Source organism: Segatella buccae ATCC 33574 (assembly GCF_000184945.1).
In the GTDB taxonomy this organism is placed as follows: Bacteria; Bacteroidota; Bacteroidia; order Bacteroidales; family Bacteroidaceae; genus Prevotella; species Prevotella buccae.
Window position 1 is genome coordinate 633,304 of the sequence record NZ_GL586311.1, and the last position, 18,992, is coordinate 652,295.

At 54.6% G+C, this 18,992-nt stretch carries 10 protein-coding genes; 5 read left to right on the top strand and 5 right to left on the bottom strand.

Annotated features, from left to right (window positions below; genetic code table 11):
- The first annotated feature begins 285 nt into the window (after positions 1–285).
- From HMPREF6485_RS02480 to HMPREF6485_RS02490, 3 genes are all read left to right on the top strand, one after another.
- Positions 286–3,411, top strand: a complete 3,126-nt coding sequence (locus HMPREF6485_RS02480; protein ID WP_044125752.1) for a SusC/RagA family TonB-linked outer membrane protein — start codon at positions 286–288, stop codon at positions 3,409–3,411.
- Positions 3,412–3,436: 25 nt separating this feature from the next.
- Entirely contained in the window at positions 3,437–5,368 is a 1,932-nt protein-coding gene (locus HMPREF6485_RS02485) for a RagB/SusD family nutrient uptake outer membrane protein (protein ID WP_004344431.1), read from the top strand.
- A gap of 814 nt (positions 5,369–6,182) precedes the next feature.
- A complete protein-coding gene (locus HMPREF6485_RS02490; RefSeq protein ID WP_004344434.1) occupies positions 6,183–8,648 on the top strand; it encodes a glycoside hydrolase family 9 protein in 2,466 nt (821 codons plus the stop codon).
- A gap of 147 nt (positions 8,649–8,795) precedes the next feature.
- On the opposite strand, the gene HMPREF6485_RS02495 is transcribed toward HMPREF6485_RS02490, so the two are convergent.
- Positions 8,796–10,025, bottom strand: coding sequence for a M16 family metallopeptidase (locus tag HMPREF6485_RS02495; protein ID WP_004344435.1), 1,230 nt, complete (start codon positions 10,023–10,025; stop codon positions 8,796–8,798).
- Positions 10,026–10,189: 164 nt separating this feature from the next.
- Between HMPREF6485_RS02495 and HMPREF6485_RS02500 the strand changes: the two genes are divergently transcribed.
- Positions 10,190–11,119, top strand: coding sequence for a carbohydrate kinase family protein (locus tag HMPREF6485_RS02500; RefSeq protein ID WP_004344436.1), 930 nt, complete (start codon positions 10,190–10,192; stop codon positions 11,117–11,119).
- Between the two features lie 16 nt (positions 11,120–11,135).
- Here the strand turns inward: HMPREF6485_RS02500 and HMPREF6485_RS02505 are convergent, their stop codons facing one another.
- The 4 genes from HMPREF6485_RS02505 to HMPREF6485_RS02520 all read right to left on the bottom strand — a co-directional run bounded on the left by HMPREF6485_RS02505 (position 11,136) and on the right by HMPREF6485_RS02520 (position 18,234).
- Positions 11,136–12,581, bottom strand: a complete 1,446-nt coding sequence (locus HMPREF6485_RS02505; protein WP_004344437.1) for a PepSY domain-containing protein — start codon at positions 12,579–12,581, stop codon at positions 11,136–11,138.
- A 66-nt stretch (positions 12,582–12,647) separates the two neighbouring features.
- Positions 12,648–14,204, bottom strand: a complete 1,557-nt coding sequence (locus HMPREF6485_RS02510) for a DUF6850 family outer membrane beta-barrel protein (RefSeq protein WP_004344438.1) — start codon at positions 14,202–14,204, stop codon at positions 12,648–12,650.
- Positions 14,194–15,432 carry a DUF4876 domain-containing protein gene (locus tag HMPREF6485_RS02515; protein ID WP_044126219.1) on the bottom strand — a complete coding sequence of 413 codons (1,239 nt, stop codon included), beginning with the start codon at positions 15,430–15,432 and terminating at the stop codon, positions 14,194–14,196. The genes HMPREF6485_RS02510 and HMPREF6485_RS02515 overlap by 11 nt, the downstream gene beginning before the upstream one ends.
- 24 nt (positions 15,433–15,456) lie before the next feature.
- Positions 15,457–18,234 (bottom strand): TonB-dependent receptor, encoded by a 2,778-nt coding sequence (locus tag HMPREF6485_RS02520; protein WP_004344440.1) that lies wholly within the window; start codon positions 18,232–18,234, stop codon positions 15,457–15,459.
- A 342-nt stretch (positions 18,235–18,576) separates the two neighbouring features.
- On the opposite strand from HMPREF6485_RS02520, the gene HMPREF6485_RS02525 reads away from it, so the two are divergent.
- Entirely contained in the window at positions 18,577–18,954 is a 378-nt protein-coding gene (locus tag HMPREF6485_RS02525; protein WP_004344441.1) for a hypothetical protein, read from the top strand.
- The last annotated feature ends 38 nt before the right edge of the window (positions 18,955–18,992 follow it).

The following is an 18,992-nucleotide window of genomic DNA, read 5'->3' on the forward strand; positions in this document are numbered from 1 at the left end:
TCTTTTTCGGCGAATGTTTTTTATGCCCAGAGCCGATTTCTCTCCGCAATGCCACATATTTCTTTTGAGGAAACAAAAGAAAATCCTTTTGAAACAAAAATTTGAGTTGTAGGTTGGTAAAATCGTATATTTGCAGCACTGTTATTACCAACTTCGAGCAACATTATCAATCAATCGGATTTTCACATGAAACACTTTAAATCTATCGAAAGGCCGTTAGTATTGCTATTCCTGTTCTGTTTAATCCCACTTGGGATAACGGCGCAGAACCTTGTAAAAGGATTAGTGAATGACGAATCGGGCGAACCTATTATCGGGGCTACCATCCGGGTGGTCGGTTCGCAGGAAGGCTGCATCACCGATTTGGACGGAAAGTTCAACGTGAATGCCGCCCCCAATGCCAAACTTTCCATCACCTACGTAGGCTACGAACCGCAAACCGTGAATGTGGGTGGCCGGCAAAACCTCATTATCACGCTCAAAACAGACGACCGCACCCTGAGCGATGTAGTGGTCATCGGCTACGGTACGGCCAAGCGGAGCGACATCTCCGGTTCCGTGACTTCCGTCAACACCTCCGAGATGATGAAGCGTGCGCCCGTCAATCTGGCTCAGGGGCTGCAAGGTTCGGCTCCCGGCGTACTCGTGACGGCGCAAGACGGCGCACCCAATGCCATGGCACAAGTACGCATCCGTGGTGTAGGCACCATCAACGGCAACTCCGAACCGCTCTATGTGGTAGACGGTGTGCAGGTGGGAACCAATGCCAACTTCCTGAATCCTCAGGACATCGATGCCATTGAGATATTGAAAGATGCCTCCGCCACAGCCATCTACGGGTCGCGTGGTGCCAACGGTGTGGTACTCATCACCACCAAACACGGTTCCAAAGGCAATGTGCATGTAGACGTGAGTGCCGGTTGGGGCCTCCAAACCGTGGCCCACACGCTTCGCACACTTGATGTAGACACCTACGCCAAGGCCATCCGTCAGGCTCGGGCCAACGACGGACAAAACGTGGGTATGCCCATTTTCAGCGAACAATATGACGGCAAGCGACACTACATAGACTGGCAAAAGGAAATGACACGCACCGCCCTGCGCCAGAACTACACCGTCAGTCTCAGCGGTGGAACGGAGAAGTTTCAAGGCACTTTCTCTGCCGGCTACATGGACAACGAGGGTGTCGTGGTCAATACCAACTACCGCCGCATGAATCTCCGCGGCAACATGAAAGCGCAGGTAAACCAATATCTCGAAATTGGGGGAGACCTCAACTTCACCCATGACGTGAACCGAGGAAGCAATACCGGCTTCGGCAACAACGGAAACCTTTCTTCCATCCGCGACTACGCCACCCTCATGCCCACCATGGACTATACGGATGCGGGCGGCAACATCGTGTCTCCCAACATCGTGAACCCCGACGGTACTTACGGCACTTTCTGGCAGACGGCCTCAAAGGGCTACGAACTGACCTCGACTGACAGCTATTACGCCAAACAAATGGAACTCGACAACCCCACACGGGGCAACCGTTTCCTTGCCAACATGCACATCGACCTGAGTCTGGTCAAAGGCATGCACCTGAAATCTATCTTCTCTTATAATCACACATCGACCGACAGCTACAACTGGGGCACTCCCGTGCGCCGCTACAACGACGGCAAGGAAGTGCACATGCAGGGCGTAGACATCCGTCGCACGTTCGGGCTCACCCAAAGCAGCAGTTATGACAGAAGTCTTGAAACCTATCTCACCTATCACTGGACCAACGACACGCACGACATCACAGGCATGGTGGGCAACTCCGTGAGCCAGAACAAAGGCTATTGGGTGAATGCCAGTGCCAAAGACTTCCCGGCAGAGAACATCCGTTCTATAGCCCAAACCCTTGACAGTTCGACCAAGGACGGTGGCGGTGGTTTCAATCTCGAGACCCGTTTCATCTCCTATTACGGCCGGTTGATGTACAGCCTGCTGAACCGTTACAACCTTACGGCAACTCTCCGCCGCGACGGCAGCTCCAACTTCGGGTCAGGCAACCGTTGGGGCACCTTTCCGTCGGCAGCCGCCTCGTGGCGCATTTCCGAAGAACCCTTCATGAAAGCCGTCGACTTCGTCAGCAACATAAAACTCCGTCTGGGCTGGGGCCGCACGGGCAATGCGGGCATTGCCACCAGCAGCGCCGTCGAACAGTTGGGCTCCACCAACACCCAATATCATTTCTACAGCTTGGGAGCCTCTTCCCAAGACTTCATCAAAGCCAACGGTGTGGCCAAACTCATCATCGCCAACCCAAATCTGAAGTGGGAGACCAACGAGCAGACTAATGTAGGTCTCGACTTCTCTCTGCTCAAAGGCGACCTGAACGTGTCGCTCGACTACTTCGTGCGCAACTCCAAAGACCTGCTCCTTGACGTGTCCGTGAGACCCTCTTCCGGCTACAAGACCTATTACACCAACTACGGGAAAATCCGCAACCGCGGTTTTGAGTTCAGCGTGGGCTACAACCACCGCTTCAATAAGGACTGGGCTTTCGGTGCCACGCTCACCGGCTCTACGCTGAAAAACAAGATCATCTCAAGCGGACTCGACATCATGAACACCTGTTCCGGCGGCAACGACGGTACCAATATCGACGGTTCCAACGTGCAGGGCATCGCCTCCGAGTGGCTCGGTTGGAAAAACCATTCCATCTGCCGCGAAGGCTATGCCGTAGGCTCCTTCTACGGCTACAGGGCACTTGGCATCGTACGTTCGGAAGAGCAGCTGGCTGAAATCAAGTCCAAGGTGAACCAGCCCGGCCTCAAGGTGGGCGACATCTACTATGCCGACCTTGACCACAACGGCACCATCGATGCCAACGACATGACCGTGATTGGCAACGGCTTTCCCAAACTCAACTACGGTCTGACCTTGAATGCCTCCTATAAGAACTGGGACTTCTCGCTCTACACCTACGGTGTGATGGGGCAGGACATTCTCTCCTATTCGGCCATGCGGCTCTCTGTGATGAAGCAGGGCGACGACCCGAGTGTCGCCAACATTCTGCGGGAAGCTTACAACGAGTCGTTCACCAACAATCCCAATGGCAGCCTGCCACGCCTGAGCCTTCTCGACAGCGAGAACAACAACAGCCGCGTGTCTGACTTCTGGATCAAGAGCGGCGACTTCCTCAAAATCAGCAACATCCAAGTGGGCTACACCTTCCCCAAGACTTGGCTTGCCCCACTGAAACTGACCAATGCCCGCGCCTATCTGGCCGTCAGCAATCTCGCTTGCATTTCGGGCTACAACAAATACGGCGACCCCGAGTGCGGACAGGGCAGTGTGATCTATACCGGTCTCGACTCCGGCCGCTATCCCACGCCCCGCACCTTTTCGTTCGGCCTGAACGTACAATTCTAACGGTTCAATCTTAATACAGAAAACAATGAAAAAGCTACATCAATCATTCCTTATAGCCGCAACAGGAATAGCCGCACTGTGCTTCACAGCCTGCGACAACGACAAGTTCCTTTCGGTGGAACACTACGACATACTCCCGGCCGACCAGATGTTCAAAACGCAGAATGATGCCTTGAGCGGCCTCAACGGCATCTACGACTGCCTGTTTGCCGACAACACCTACGCCGACGGATGGAACTACAAACCGCAACTCTTCTTCGGCTGCCATCCCACACTGGACACCCAAGCCACAGGCTGGGACGTGCAGTGGGGCCAGCAGTCGTGGACCGCCGACGACTCCGACCTCGGACGGGGATACAACTATTCCTATCGGGCCATCGGCCGGGCCAACGACTTCCTCAGCGGACTGGAAGACGAACACAACACCGAGGTGAAAAAGTTTCCGGCCTATAACACGATGGATGGAGAAGCCCATGCGCTGCGGGCCTACTTCTATATGTTCTTGGCCCAAAACTGGGGCCGGGTGCCGATGCTCGCCACAGGAGAGTCGTTCCTCAACACGCCCAACAAGGCGGCTGCCGAAACCGACGACGAGATGTGGGACTTCATCATCGACGACCTCAAAACGGCCGTCCGGCAGCTCGACTGGAAACCTTACAACGGGGAATATGGCCGTTGCACCAAAGGCATGGCACTCTCCTATCTTGGGGAGGCCTATCTGTGGAAGGCCTACAAGGCCCGCCTCAACAGCAAGGACGAGGCCAAGAGCACCGAAAATGTGAAGTTGGCCAAGGAATCCCTTGAGCAGGTAGTCAACAGTGGAACCTACGACTTGGCTCCCTCCTTTTCCACCCTGTGGGATGTAGGCGAAGCCTGGCCCAAAGAGGCCGTGTGGCAGGTGGTCAACGACATGGGAGCCGGCAACTACGGCAAGTGGGACTCCGACGCCCACATCTTCAACAACTTCTTCGCCGGCTCCACCAACGGCGGAGGCGGCTGGGGCTCCGAATATCTCTCGTGGGAACTCTACTTTGCCTACGAGAACGGCGACAAGCGGCGCGACGCCTCCATGTGTACCAGTCCCGTGGCCGAGCTGCCGGAGGCGCAACGCTCCAGGTACACCTACGGGCGCAATCCCTTCACACAGGAAATGCTGGGCGTGGACGAAGAACGGTCCAAGAAAGAGGGCCGGGTGGTGCTGTCCGACAACAACGGCTACATGTTCAATAACGGCGGCGACTTCGCCCCGGCCATTTGGACGCTCAAGCTCTGGCGCTCGCAACGCTGCCAGTGGTCTAATCCTCATTCGCCCTGTCATTTCTACTACAAGAGATATGCCGGCGTGCTTCTCGACTATGCCGAATGCCTCTTCCGCCTCAACGGTGATGACGATGCCACGGCATGGAGCATCATCGACCGCATCCGCAACCGTGCTTTCGGCAATCTGGAAGTGGGCAAGGCCGACGCGCTGAACAAGCAGTTTGTAGCCTATTACAATTCGCTCGTCGGGCAAGGGGGCTATGGCAACGACCCCAACAAGCCTTGGAACGACTACAAGGCTCTCAAGGAATATCCCATTCCCTTCAACACCAAGACTGTCGAAGTGCCCGATGCCAAGACCTACTACACGCGCTATGCTTCCGAAAGCAACGATATTCACCGGTCGTTCACGGCTCATAAATGCAAGGTTTGGGAGGTGGCTCTCGGACAGGAACGCCGCAAGGAATTCAGTTCGGAGTGGAACCTGAAGGCCGATCTCCAGCGTTCCGACTTCCTGATACCGTCCATCGAGTGCAACTACCCCAAGGGGGTGGGCCTGCCCAACACTGACTCGGGGAAGAAAGGCAACTGGCACTACTACCGCACATGGGATTTCGACACCCAACGGCTCATCATGCCGATACCTACCGACGAACTGTTGCGCAACAAACTCATCAAGCAAAATCCGGGCTACTGATTTAGGTTCATATAAAGCTGTGTTTTCTATTAGAAAACCATTTTGTACATCAGTTTCGGGGAATTGGGTCGTGAGACTCGATTCCCCTTTTTCTTCAGCGAATAGAACGGGAATGAAACGATTCTCTCTTCACGCCCTCATTCGCTCGATTCGCTGAATTCGCCGACAAAGAAGGGTCGGCGAATGAGACAAATTAAACGAATTTTCTCCTCATGCCCTCATTCGCCCAATTCGCTGAATTCGCCGACACTCACTCTTCGGCGAATTCAGCGAATGGGGCGAAGGATGCTTTGGTAGTATAGCACGAACTATTAAAAGTTTCGAAAAAGCCTTACACATATTTTCCCCACACCCATTTCTCCCTCCAATCCCATCCGCCTTATCCACCCTATCTGCCCCATCGATTTTCTCATTCGGCCAAAACGATATTGCAAAAGGGCCACACTTGGAAGCTCACTCGGGCCGAACGACAATCTCAAAGAGCCCGTTTTGCAAAGCCAATTTGAGCCGAAAAGCCTCTTTTAGGGGGGTGGGGGTTCGTAGGTGGATTAGAAATCAAAAAAAGGGAAACACTTGCGTGCTTCCCTTGCTTATGCAAAGATACTACATAAACGGGCGAAAACCAAACATACAACGAAATATACTGACAAACAGAACAGGGGACGGTAAGAAAAAGCTTGATAGCATACACTTCCTCTGAAAAACGATCCGGAGATAGAAAATGAAATGTATTTGAAACGTTTTTTTGCCGAATGAATAGGGTAAATGCTATCTTTGTGCCATCAGTCAAAACCATACGAACACAATAAAAGTCATGAACAAAACACTCAACTTCCTTTTCCTTGGCCTTGCATGGCTCTCCATGCAGCCGCTCCCGGCCCAGTCGCTCAAGCTCAACGAAAGCGGATATTTCGACGGTGGGGGCGTAAATGTCATGGTCTTCAACAATCCCTACCACTCTTTCTTCTATGACGAGAAGCGGTCGGGCATCGACATCATCCACCGGGGAGTGCTGACGGCGAGCAACGGATGCGTGCGCCTGCAAAACACACCGGAACAATGGGATCTCGTGCCCGAAACCGTGAGCCATAAAGTGGATGTCGACCGGCAGACGGTCAGTGTGGTGGTAGACTATCCCGACTATGGTTTCCAACCCGAAATGAGGGTGTCGCCACGCGGCAAAGGATTCGCCGTAGAGGTGTGGCTCTCCCAACCTGTACCCAAATTTCTGGAAGGCAAAGCGGGATTCAACCTTGAATTTCTACCCTCGGCCTACTGGCAACGCTCTTTTCTCATTGATGGCCGACCCGACTACTTCCCCCGCTATCCGGGCGGCAACATGGTGATGCGCCCCACGAGTGAAAAGGTGAAACAGGTGCTGGGCTATACCACCTACGACGACCGGGGGCATGGGGAGTTTCCCGTGCCCCGCCCTTTTGCCCAAGGTCACCGGCTCGTTCTGGCCCCCGAGGATGCCGACCGCTGTGTGAAAATCGAGTCAGACAGCACATTGCTGCTCTTCGACGGCCGACAAGTGGCCCAGAACGGCTGGTATGTGGTGCGCAGTCTGCTCCCGGCAGGAGCCACGGGCAAGGTGCTCGAATGGTATGTAGAACCCAAAGTGGCGGAGGGCTGGACGCGCAAGCCCAACATCGGTTTCTCACAAGTGGGCTACGAACCCTCGCAAAACAAACAGACCATCATCGAACTCGACAAGGCTGACACACCGTTGCCCACCGTCACACTGCTGCGAATCGACGCTGAAGGGCATTCCACAGCCGTGGCCGAACTGCCCGCCAAACCGTGGGGACGATTCCGCCGCTACCAATATGTCACGGCCGACTTCTCCTCCGCACGGGAGGAAGGCATCTACTGCCTGCGCTATGGCGACCAGACCACCAACACGTTCCCCATCAGGCGAGGTGTCTATCGCGACGTGTGGCATCCCTCGATGGATGTATGGTTTCCCGTACAGATGGATCACACAACCGTGCGCGAAGCCTACCGCATTTGGCATGGCGAGCCTTTCAAAGACGACTGCGTGCAGGCTCCCGTCAACACCGTCCACTTCGACAACTACCGCCAAGGCCCCACCACCGAGTCGCCTTACCGGTCGCTCGAGCACATACCGGGCTTCACGGCCGGTGGATGGTTTGATGCCGGCGACTTCGACATCGAGACCCCATCCCACGATGCCACCCTGCTAAGCATGGTTGGCACTTGGGAGGAGTTCCGCCCGGATCGCGACCAAACCTTCATCGACCCTGAGAAGCATTATGCCGAGATACATCGCCCCGACGGCAAGGCCGACTTGCTGCAACAGATAGCGCATGGCGTGCTGCCCATCGTCGCTCAGGTGGAGCAGATCGGGCACCCCTGCAGGGGCATCACGCTCCCCACACTCTACTCCTACCACCATCTCGGCGACGCCTCTACGGAGACCGACAATCTCGTGGGCACGGGCGATGAGCGTTGGTGCTTCACGTCCCACGATTCGTTTATCGACTATTACACCGCTGCCGCCCTTGCCGCCGTCTACCGTCCGCTCAAAGATTTCAATACGCCGTTGGCCGACCGTTGTCTCCGTGCAGCCCGAAAGGTCTGGGAAGACAGCAAGGCCACGCCCGCCGCAGCAGCCGTCACGGCTCCCGCGGCACTCGAACTCTACAAGAGTACGGGCGAAAGAGGTTATTTGAAGGCCTTCAATGATTCCATTTTCAAGGCTCTCCGATTGGGCGGAAAAGAGCGGATAGGCGGGCTTCTCACCACAGCCTTGCAGGCTTGCAATGTCATGGACAAAGGCTACATGAAGAAGTTGCGCCCATACGTGGAAACCTTCAAGAAGACACTCGATGACAAAGGCAAGGAAAATCCATACGGCGTAGATCCTGTAGGAGAAAACTGGGGCGGCAACGGGGCCGTCGTCTCGCAAGGCGTCACGGCCTACTATGCTCACAAATATTTCCCCGACATCATTGATCGGGAAGCCGTCTTGCGACCGGCCCACTTCCTTTTCGGTTGTCATCCCGACCACAACAAGTCGTTTGTGGCGGGCGTGGGGGTGCGCACCAAAGCCATGACCTACGGCAACACCCGTGCCGACTTCACCTTCATTGCAGGCGGCGTGGCCCCGGGATTGCTTGCACTCAAGCCCGACTATTTCGAAAACAAGGACGACTGGCCCTTCTATTGGGGACAAAACGAATGCACCATCGGACTGACTTCGCAGTATGTCTTTCTCGGAAACGCGCTGGGCAAACTGTTTGAGGAAGTGCAATAACGCATCAGGAGACAAAAGGGACAAAAGGCAAAAGGGAATCAAGACAACAGCTTGTTCTGAAAACCCGTTCACAGAACATGTGTCTTGACTCCCTTTCGCCCCCTGAATCCTTTGGCCCCTGAAAAGATATTCTTCTCCCTCCTTTATTCATTTGATAATCAGTGTGGTCAACGCTTCTTCGGTAAAGAGATCGTTGGCCACGTTTTGTATCTGTCCGGCGGTGACGGCATCGATGCGGCGGTAGAGCGAGGCGATGTCTTTCTCCCAACCATAGTGGAGGAAACTCTTGCCGAAATCGATGGCAAAGTTCTCACGATTGTCGCATGCCACGCCTATCTGGCCCTTGAGTTGCTTCTTGGCCGCACGCAGTTGAGCCTCGGAGAGCGGGGCGGCCATCACGCGATCGAGTTCGCGGCGCACAAGCCTACGGCAGCGCCCCACATCATGAGGGTCGCAACCGAAATAGACGACCCAAAGGCCTGTGTCGCCATAGTTTACCATCGAACTCTCCACCGTGTAGACCAGTCCGTGGCGTTCGCGCAGCGAAAGATTGAAGCGTGCGTTCATGCCCGGCCCACCGAGCATGTTGTTGAGCAGATAGAGTGCCATGCGCCGATCATCGTGCGCACTGTATCCCCGGCTGCCCATCATCACGTGAGCCTGATGGGTGTGCTTGTCGCTTACCACCATCCGGGGGGCGTAAGGCGGCAAGGGCTGTCCGAGAGCGGGTGACAACAGTGGCCGGCAAGGCGGGAAATCGGCTGTGGCTTTGCGCAACAGGCGCACCACACGGTTGAAATCCACATCACCATAGATGAAGAACACGCTGTTTTCGGGTCGGTAGTAACGCTGCGTGAAGCGCAGGGCATCGGCCGTGGTGAACGAGCGGACACGTTCGGCAGAGCCCAAGATGCTGTGCCCCAGGGCATGGTTGGCGAAGATGAGATTGTCAAACTCGTCGTAGATGAGTTCTGCAGGCGAGTCGTTGTAGCTCTCTATCTCGTCGCAAATCACCTCCACTTCCTTGTCTATCTCGGTTTGCGGATAGGTGCTGTGGAACACGATGTCGGTGAGCAAGTCTACGGCCCGCGCCAGATGGTCTTTCAGAATGGCGGTGTAGTAGACGGTGTCTTCCTTGTTGGTGAAGGCATTCAGGTCGCCCCCCACGCTCTCCAGACAGTTGAGCACGTGCCAGGCCCGCCGCCGGGAGGTGCCTTTGAAAGTGACATGCTCGCAAAAGTGGGCCAGTCCCTCCTCACCCGGAAGTTCGTTGCGCGTGCCCGCATTGATTTCATAGCCGCAGTAGACCACTTGCGAATCGCCTTGCAAGTGAATGACTCGCAGGCCGTTATCTAAAGTAAGTGTGTTGTAATCCATCCATTTCTCTTTGGCGCGAAGTTACTGCTTTTCCGTGAAAAAACGGCATCTTTTTGCTCGTTTCAACCGAAAAGCCCTATCTTTGCATAAGATAGGCTGCACTCGGCCATTTGAGAGCAAGCCTTTACAAACAGAAATGAAACAACAGAAAACATCAAACGAATATGCGAAAAGTAATAGGAATAGGCGAAACGGTGCTCGACATCATCTTCAAAGACGGCAAACCCATCGAGGCTGTGCCGGGAGGTTCGGCTTTCAATGCCCTGATTTCGCTCGGCAGGTCGGGCATTGACAGCACCTTCATTTCCGAGGCAGGCAACGACCGGGTGGGCGAATACATCATCGACTTCTTGCGCGAAAACGGAGTGAATGCCGACAATGTGAACGTTTTTTCCAATTCCCACTCTCCCATTTCGCTGGCCTTCCTCGACGACAGGAACAATGCCGAATATATCTTTTATAAAGACCACGAGCACGACCGACTTGAATTTGTGAATCCCGACATCCATGCCGGCGATGTGGTGGTGTTCGGTTCCTTCTTCAGCATCAATCCGGTGGTTCGCCCGCAGGTGGCCGGCTTCTTGGAATATGCCCGCGACCACGGGGCCATTCTCTACTACGACGTGAACTACCGCGCCTCCCATCGCGACGAAATCATGAAAATTACACCCAACCTGTTGGAAAATCTGGAGTTTGCCGACTTCGTGCGCGGTTCGCATGAAGACTTCGATGTGCTCTACAAGATGCCCGACCCCGACCGCGTCTATCAGGCCGAAATCTCCTTCTACTGCAAGAAGTTTATCTGCACACAGGGAGCCGGCCCCATCATCGTGCGGTCTGACGGCGGTTTCCGCAAAGAGTATGCTACCCGACCGATAGACTGTGTGAGCACCATCGGGGCCGGCGACACCTTCAACGCCGGATTCATCTATGGCCTCATCCGGGAAAACATCACCCGTGAAGACATCGACCGGGGACTGGAAGAGACGCAGTGGGACAAGCTCATCGGCTACGGACAGCTTTTCTCGGGCGAATGCTGTAAAGACATCTATAACTATGTGAGCAAGGAGTTTGGGACGAAAATGAGCAAATAAAAGGGTGAGGAGGGGTTCATTTCTTCCTCCTCATGCTGATTTTCCAACCGCTCCAAAGGCACCAGAGGATGGCCAGACCGATGACGAAAATATAGAACACCGTGCCCATACCTAAGAAGGTGTAGATGCGGCCGGTGTGTATTTCGAGGCACAAGGCACGCAGCGACATGGGCAGCGAGGCCATCCATTCGGGCATCTTGACGGCATCAGTGCCTGCGTAGTAGTCTACCACAAAGCCGGGAACGGCAAAATCGGCACTGTAGCCCGACACGGCATGTGCGCCGATAGGTATTCCGCGCGTCTGCACAGGCGGCAGAGAGGTGAAATAGTCAGCCACCATGCCCGTCTGCCTATTCCATACATACATACCACTGAACGAGCCCAACAGCCAGTTTCCAGACAAATCTTTTTCCTCTACATTGAGTCCCATCACACTCACGGGCGGTTGCACCGACACCTTTCGGGGGCGGCTGTCGAGCCGATGGAGCGAGTAGAAGCCCTCTGAGGTGTAGAGCAGCCAGTCTTGGCAGGCCTCATCGTAGCGCAAGGTGCGCAGTTTGTCGTTCCAAGGATTGGGACTGTCCATCGCGCTGAAGGGCAATGGCGGCACCTTGGCGCGGGCAATGGCAATGAGAGCCGGCGGACGGAGGAACCAACCCGTGATGCAGACAAAGAGTGTGAACAGGATGGTGATCCGCCCCACGGAATTATGCCATGCAAAGAGCTTGCGCATCAGCAGGGTGTGGACCTGCTTGCTCGCGCGGGGCATAAACCAATAGAGCAGTCCCGAAAGACAAAGGAAAATAAGCACCAAGGCTATGCCATCGACGATGAGTTGGCCCACCAATCCGAAGAGTTCGCCGCTATGCAGCAGCCAGACCGTGCGAAAGAGCGACACCTTGCCGTCGAAATCATCGGGACTCTGTAGTTCCAAGGCTGTGAAACGGTCGTATGGCGGCTGCGAGAGATAGACGCGAGAGCGGCCTGTGACCACGAGTGTGTCACCTTGTGAAGCCATGTCGCTGAGCCGTTCACCACCGGCGCGTTCCAACGGCAGTTCTTCCCAGCCCGTCCCCATGCGGAACCGGTAGACCCCGTAGGGCCCCAGGGCAAAGAGAAGGCCCGACGGCATCACCACCATGCGCCGGATGTTGCGGGCATCGTTGCCCTCGGGCAATCCCGTGTTGAAGTCGGCAAAGGCGGCCCCGGTGTCGTCGGTGATCCACACACCGCCATTGCCGTACATCAGCACCTGTCCCTGCCATTTCACCGTGCCACGCATCAAACCGTTGTTCCACTGCCGGTATTCATAGCTTCCGGGCAGCATCCCTCTGCTGACATTGACAGACGAAAACAGTGCCGGGTGATTAAGCACCAGCCCGGACACACAGAACATGAGCAGGAAAAAAGTCAATACCAGTCCCCACCACTTGTGTTGTTTTTTCCAAGTAGATTTCTTCATTCCTTCTTTTTAAGTAATCTTTTTCTATCGTATCTTCCCTCTTTGGGATGTTCCACGCTCCATCAGCTAATTGAAGAGCCCCACAGCAATGCCCACCGTGGAGGCATGGAGATGGTTGTTGGCATGGGCATAGTCACCGTATGCCTTGACATACCAAAGACTCCGCACTTTCTTGACGGTGAGGGGAAATTGATACATCACCTGCGCATGGCCCTTAAAGTAGTTGGCGGCATAGTATCTCCGATCGGGCAACAGCACCTGCTGCGCGTAGTCTCCACTCTCGTCGGCTAAAATCAGGTCGTGTTTCAAACTGTTGTGCAAGCCGGCCGAGACATCAATCCACAACCGACCGCCCATCAAAGCTTTTCCACCTTCAAGGGCATAGTCGACAAAACTGTATTTCATCTCCGATGTATTGAGCAGATACTTATTGCGAACAGTCTTCATATTAGCCTTTACCCCCACGTAGCCGGTGACGGTACGGGCCTCGTGAAAGTTCAGACGATAAACGAAATCGAGGTTGAAAAGATTCACCTGAAAACGTTTCTTGAAAGTCATCAGGCTGATATACTGATAGGAGTTGATTCCCGTTGCCGAATCGGAAGTGATTTTCAGTTGTTGGCGATACTCGTCGGCATAACTCTGCTCGTAGGTAGCTGCGAGGTCGATACGGTGGATGAGCCTGTCAGTGATGATGCTGTTCTGCGTCCGGAATCCATAACGGTATTGATAATAGTGTCCGGGCTGATACTTATACTGCCCGTAGACACCCTCACTCCCCCGCTCTATCGTAAGTCCCGTGAGGCTCTCCACGCCACCTGTCCGATAGCCGTAAGAGAGTTCGGCACCTAAGTTGTGGTTCACCCATTCACGCTGAAAGCCGCCTGCACCGCCTGCCGTACCGTCGGCATGTTCCATGCCGCTCATCAGGTAATATTTCACCGTGGCATCGGTCTGCACGGTGGTGATGTTGGGTATCTTCTCCTTGTAGCGGCGGTAGTGGCCGGCCAGTCCCACGGTGTGGCGGCCCATGGTGAAGGCTACCGACGGAGTGAGCCTGTAGTCGAGCAGCTCTGAGCGCGAACGGGGGTCGCGCAGCCTGCTCAGGTCGCCCACCCGATAGTCCAGTTTCAGACCTCCGCGCCAGTGGCCGAAAGCCTTCGTGCCAACGGCTGCCGTGAGGTCGATGTCCTGCCGGTCGTATCTGCCAGCGATGCTGCTGCCGGAGAAGTAAGGATTGCTGTTGTATGTGCGCATCACGTCGCTCCATGCACGGTCTTTGGTGCGCCCCATGCCGAAGCTGAAACGCCCATAACCGTAGAGCCACGTGCCCAACTGCTGGTAACGCTCCGTGCTGAAAGCGAATCCGTTTGCCTCCACACCTTCCTGCATCCGGTGCAGATTGCCCGCCCCGTGACGGTAGTCGAAGGCGGCGTAACCGCGGTTGCGGGTAGAGTCGATGGTGAGTCCGGCCATGTTGGCGGTGTTACGCCACAACTGCGTGGCATCGTCATAGCGGTATTCTCCCTCTCCTCCGGATGCATTCTGAGCACCGGCCGGCGTGGCAAGCAACAACAAGGCGAATGCCAGATATGTCATTATCGTCTTCTTTCTACTCATCATATTCGCGTATTCCTATGGTTGTTGATACTTGGAAGTCGTTGCTGCTGTTGTTGGTATCAAGCAAGATACGGTGGCCGTCCTTGCCCTTTCGAGAGGAGGTCTTGCGATAGACCACCTCTCCCGTGTAGCCGCCTGCCGACCGGATGGTGATATATCCTGCGTCGAGATCGTCATAGAAGCGCTTGGTGGCTATGTCGGTGCCGGTGGCCTTATACTTCAATATCTCCACGGCATCAAGCATGTAGCGTTTCGGAGCCACCAGCCACTGGTTGCCTTTGGTTTTGCCGTAGTCGTAGGCCAGCGGCCACGAAGTCACATCGGCATCGGTGCGGAAAATCACCACGGCCCCCGGACCACCCTGACTGAGATTCATATTGGTGATGGCTGCATAGGTGGTGTATTTCAGTTCGAGTGCCCTCACAGTCGGATTATTGACTGTGCGTCCCCGCTCGTCCTTGGCCTCGAAGTCGGCCGTGAGCAGATTGGGGTCGGTAGAGGCGTTGACGGTGTGATCGATGGCACTGTTGGTGATGACCACCGTACCGCCGGGAACCACCTCAACCGGCTTGTCGACCGGTATGCGGAACACCTGTTTGAGCATCACCACCGAGTCGGCATACTCGCTCTTGAGCTGGGCAAGCGTGTATGCCGGACTGGAATTGGTCTCCACCAGTCCGACATAGAGCCCGGCAACATCCACGCTGTGGTCGCTCTGGTTGTAGAGTTCGATGTAGCGGCCGGCCAGATAGTTCTTCTTGTTGTTGTCTTTCGTACCGGCATAGTACACCTTGCCTATCACGATGGAGCGGTTGATGGACAGCTGGGTAGCGAGTTGCAGGGGTGCAGTAACCCGGTCTTCAGCCAGCAACTGCGAATTGATGTTGCCCGACACCACTGCTCCCTCGTTCACCACGTTGTCACCCGTGAGTCCGGCATATTCTCCCGCGGTCAGATCCCACGACGTGGAGACGGCATAGACATCGGGCACGATGCCTGCAAAATGAGCCTGTCCGGAGGCATCGGTGGTGGCTGCGAGGCGCGTGCCGTCTTGCTTGGTGATGACCACCGTGCGGCCTTCAAGACCGGCATTGGCAGCCGTGAACTCCTCGGGGGCCACAAGCTGCACATCGACCGACACGGCCCGTGTCGCATCGTCATAGTCCACGCAGCCCACCGTCAGCACCGAGGCGAACAGGAAGGCAGCCAAAAGGCTTATCGTCTGATTCATTGTCATTTGTTCTGAAATGGGGTTTTACAAGTTGAAGTAAAGTTCCACGCCGTAGCTGAAGTTACCTGTGTTGCGCTGGGTGAGCGTTGTGGTATTGTTGTTGGCACGCAGATAAGGTTCATAGAAGAGCATGTTGTTCACATAGAGCGACAAACCGCCCACCTTGCCCAACTCTTTGGTGAGTCGTCCGGAAAGGTTCCATGTGGGCTTCTGCCTTTCCGGAACGGCATCACTGGCTTTGATGGCCAGTTCCTTGATGGGGATGCTGTGTATGCCCGTCGGCTTTTGGGCATAGTAGTTGCCGTTGAGATCGAGATAACCGTTGAGCATATTGTCGGTGATGGACTTATAGTTTATGTTGGTATCAATGAAACCGACGGGGGGCACATTGGCGATATAATTGAACCGATAGTCCTGCCAAATCACCTGCCCCGTGAAAGATGCCACCATGCGCAGACTCGGAATATTGGTCACCAAGCGCAAGGTGTTGACAAAACGGCGGTATTTGTCGTAGTCGTAGTTGTTGTAAACCAACTTGAAAGGCGTCACGTTGTTGGCCGAATAGTCGGCAGGCAGATAGGCAGATGGCACACTCTTCGACTTGTAGAGGGTGTTCCATGTCTTGGTTTCGGAATAGGCACCGCTGAAATAAACCGACGTGCGGAGGGGCCTGATTTCCCCAAGGTCGAAGTCAAACTCTACGCCTCGGTTCACCGTTGTGTTGGTGTTGCCTATTTTTCCGGTAGTCATAAACACAAGGTCGCTGCGGGCCGGGTTGTCATAGTCAATGACTGTCGCTCCACCGGGGGTGGCAATGAGGCCCGATGCGGTGGTGTAGACATTGCTCTGATAGGTGAAATACTCCGTGTCGGCACCGAATCCATTGGGCGTGCGGTCGCGGTAGGCGAGGATGCTGAGCCGGCGGTTGCCGGGCAGTTTGACATCGATGCCCAGTTCCACCTTCGTGGTGGTGGCGTTGCGGAGGTCTTTGTTCTTCTCCACTTCATACACCTGCGTGTGGTAGACGAGCAACCGGCCGGCAGGATTGTCCTGCGGCATGTAGTTGGCGGCCACCCGATCGTCATATTTCTTGTCGGGATAGAGGTAGTCCAGTCCCGGTGTCTTGCTGTTCAGACCGATGCCGCCGCGAAGGTCGAGCCACTTGGTGACGGCGAAGGAGAGGTTCAGTCGCGGACTGAGGGCGTAGGTGGCCAAGTCGCCGAAAGGCTGAAGGGTGGTGAAACGCATACCCAACTGGCTGCGCAGCACATTGACTTCGTTGAGATGCCAGGTGAAATTATCCTCCGCGTAGGCTGCAAACTGGTGGATGCCCGGCACGTCGGAGAAAGCGCGCGGACGACCGTTGTTGTTGGCCCGGTAGGGACGGGTGTCGTCGGCATTGTAGAATCCACGGCCGCTGTTCCAAGTATACTGGTAGTCCATACCCACCTTGAACTGCTGACGCGTATTGCCAGCCTTGAGGAAGAAGGCATCGGTCGCCTTGGCGAAGAAGTGACCCGGCCGACTCTCGGTGATGCCTGTGGCCAGATAAGATTGGGTGGCCCAGTTCACGGAGTAGTAGCCCGTCTTGAGGGCGGTGATGATGGGCAACAGTCCACTGCTCACCGACACGTAGGAAGAGTTGTGGCTGTCGGCCTGCGAGAGTGTCAGGCCGAGCGTGTAGGAGAGTGTCCGCATGAGCGGCTTGCCCACACTCACCCGCCCGTTGTGTGTCAGACTGAAACTGAGGTTCTTGTTCTTCCAGTAGCTTCCGTCGTCCACAGCGTCGGGGTCGTTGCCGCTCCAGTCGCGGGCATAGAGCATACGCAGTTTGGTCTCGGCGTGCCAGTGTCGGGTAAAATCATATCCCCACCCCAGACTCATGTTGTAGCGGCCATAGCTGCGAGTCTTCTGGCGTGGGTCGCCCCATGCCTTAGCATAGTCGAAGTTGAAGTTGAACACCCCCGCCCGGGGCAGTCTGAATCCCTTGCCGAGCGAATAGTTCTGCAATTCGGGATTGATTTTCCCTTTCACCTGCCACGGGGTGATACCGGCCTTGGAGTGTACCACCACGAGTCCGCTCGTCAAGTCGCCGTATTCAGCCGACGGAATGCCGCGCACCACCTCCACGTTGTCAATGTCGTCGGCCCCTATCTGCCGCAGGTCGGTGCCCGTAAAGGCAGTTGGCGAGAACTGGCCTGCCGAGAGCACGCCGTTGTTGGACATGGGCACACCATCCACCACGATGCTCGAACCGAATGCACTCGTCACATTGTTGGTGAGCGAGCGCAGTTGCAGGTTCCGTTGTGCGGTGAGGTCGGTGTTCTGTATCACCTGTCCGGGGATGAGCTGCATGATGTCGGCCAAGCTTGCAGCCTGCAAGTGGTCGATGGCCTGCCGGCCTATCTTTGAACTGGTCGATGTGCCCGAAGCGTTCTGCCGGGCCGTCACCACTACTTCCTGCAAAGCCAGTGAAGTGGGTGTGAGTTGCACGGCGAGGGCGAGATCGCTCCCCACCTTCACGTTGGAGACATACTCCTCGTAGCCCACATAGCTCACCTTGAGCCGGTAAACACCGGCCGGCACATTGCCAACCGAGGCCTTGCCATCGGCATCGGTCACGGTGACTGCACCCAACGGGTCAAGACTGCACGTGGCCATAACCACCGGTTCGTGCGTTCCTTTCTCCGTGACAGTGAGCCTCACGGCATACTTGCCTGCCTTCGTCTGTGCCGGAGCCGTGATGGCATCAGCAAGCACCAAGAACAACGTAAGGACTATGAGTCTGATGACTTTTTCCATGCTTGTTGTATTCTGATTTCTTTCGTATAAATGTTACCTGAATCGGAAGCCGTCTAAAAAACAAGTTGCGACAACACTTAACCTATTAGAGCGCAAAGATATGAAGTTTTCCCGATTAAAACAATACCAACATTTAGTGATTTTTTTGTTTTTTCAGATAAGAAATCTTTAAAATAAGTTCAAATCACTCCATTATCGACCTGAATAGCTAACAAAAGAAAAATATAAAAAAAGGAAAAAACAGCAGCATTGATTGTTTTTTTATTACTTTTGCAATACCACTGATGCGTTTTTTATCGCATCAGTGGTATATTGGAATATAACTTTTTCAAATCAAACAAAATGATTAACAAGAAAAATCTCTCTGACAAATCGGTCGCTTTTCTTCCGAAACTAATCTTATTATTAGGGGCTGTTATGCCCGTTGCAGAAAGTAAAGACGAGTTATATTACACCTGTGCCATCTCTAGCATAGTTGCTTTCTTGCTGTACGTAGCTATAATCGTTACCATGTTAAGCCACAGTAAAGATAGAAAAAAGACCTTTGTACATATTTGGAATTACCCGGATGCGAGAGTGGACTTCGCACTCATATCGATAGCCGGACTGCTGGTTGATTATTCATTAGACCTATTTAAGCCGGCCATTTTTTGGTGGTTCGTGCTCCTTAGTTCTTTCATCCCATTTCCCAAAGAATTAACATCTGTCGACAAAGACTGATTGTTTCTGTAAAAAAAGAAGAGGGTATGTTTGTTTTG

Coding starts and splice junctions, on each gene's coding strand:
- HMPREF6485_RS02485 (WP_004344431.1), top strand. CDS start 3,437: ATGAAAAAGCTACATCAATCATTCCTTATAGCCGCAACAGGAATAGCC.
- HMPREF6485_RS02490 (WP_004344434.1), top strand. CDS start 6,183: ATGAACAAAACACTCAACTTCCTTTTCCTTGGCCTTGCATGGCTCTCC.
- HMPREF6485_RS02495 (WP_004344435.1), bottom strand. CDS start 10,025: ATGGATTACAACACACTTACTTTAGATAACGGCCTGCGAGTCATTCAC.
- HMPREF6485_RS02500 (WP_004344436.1), top strand. CDS start 10,190: ATGCGAAAAGTAATAGGAATAGGCGAAACGGTGCTCGACATCATCTTC.
- HMPREF6485_RS02505 (WP_004344437.1), bottom strand. CDS start 12,581: ATGAAGAAATCTACTTGGAAAAAACAACACAAGTGGTGGGGACTGGTA.
- HMPREF6485_RS02510 (WP_004344438.1), bottom strand. CDS start 14,204: ATGATGAGTAGAAAGAAGACGATAATGACATATCTGGCATTCGCCTTG.
- HMPREF6485_RS02515 (WP_044126219.1), bottom strand. CDS start 15,432: ATGAATCAGACGATAAGCCTTTTGGCTGCCTTCCTGTTCGCCTCGGTG.
- HMPREF6485_RS02520 (WP_004344440.1), bottom strand. CDS start 18,234: ATGGAAAAAGTCATCAGACTCATAGTCCTTACGTTGTTCTTGGTGCTT.
- HMPREF6485_RS02525 (WP_004344441.1), top strand. CDS start 18,577: ATGATTAACAAGAAAAATCTCTCTGACAAATCGGTCGCTTTTCTTCCG.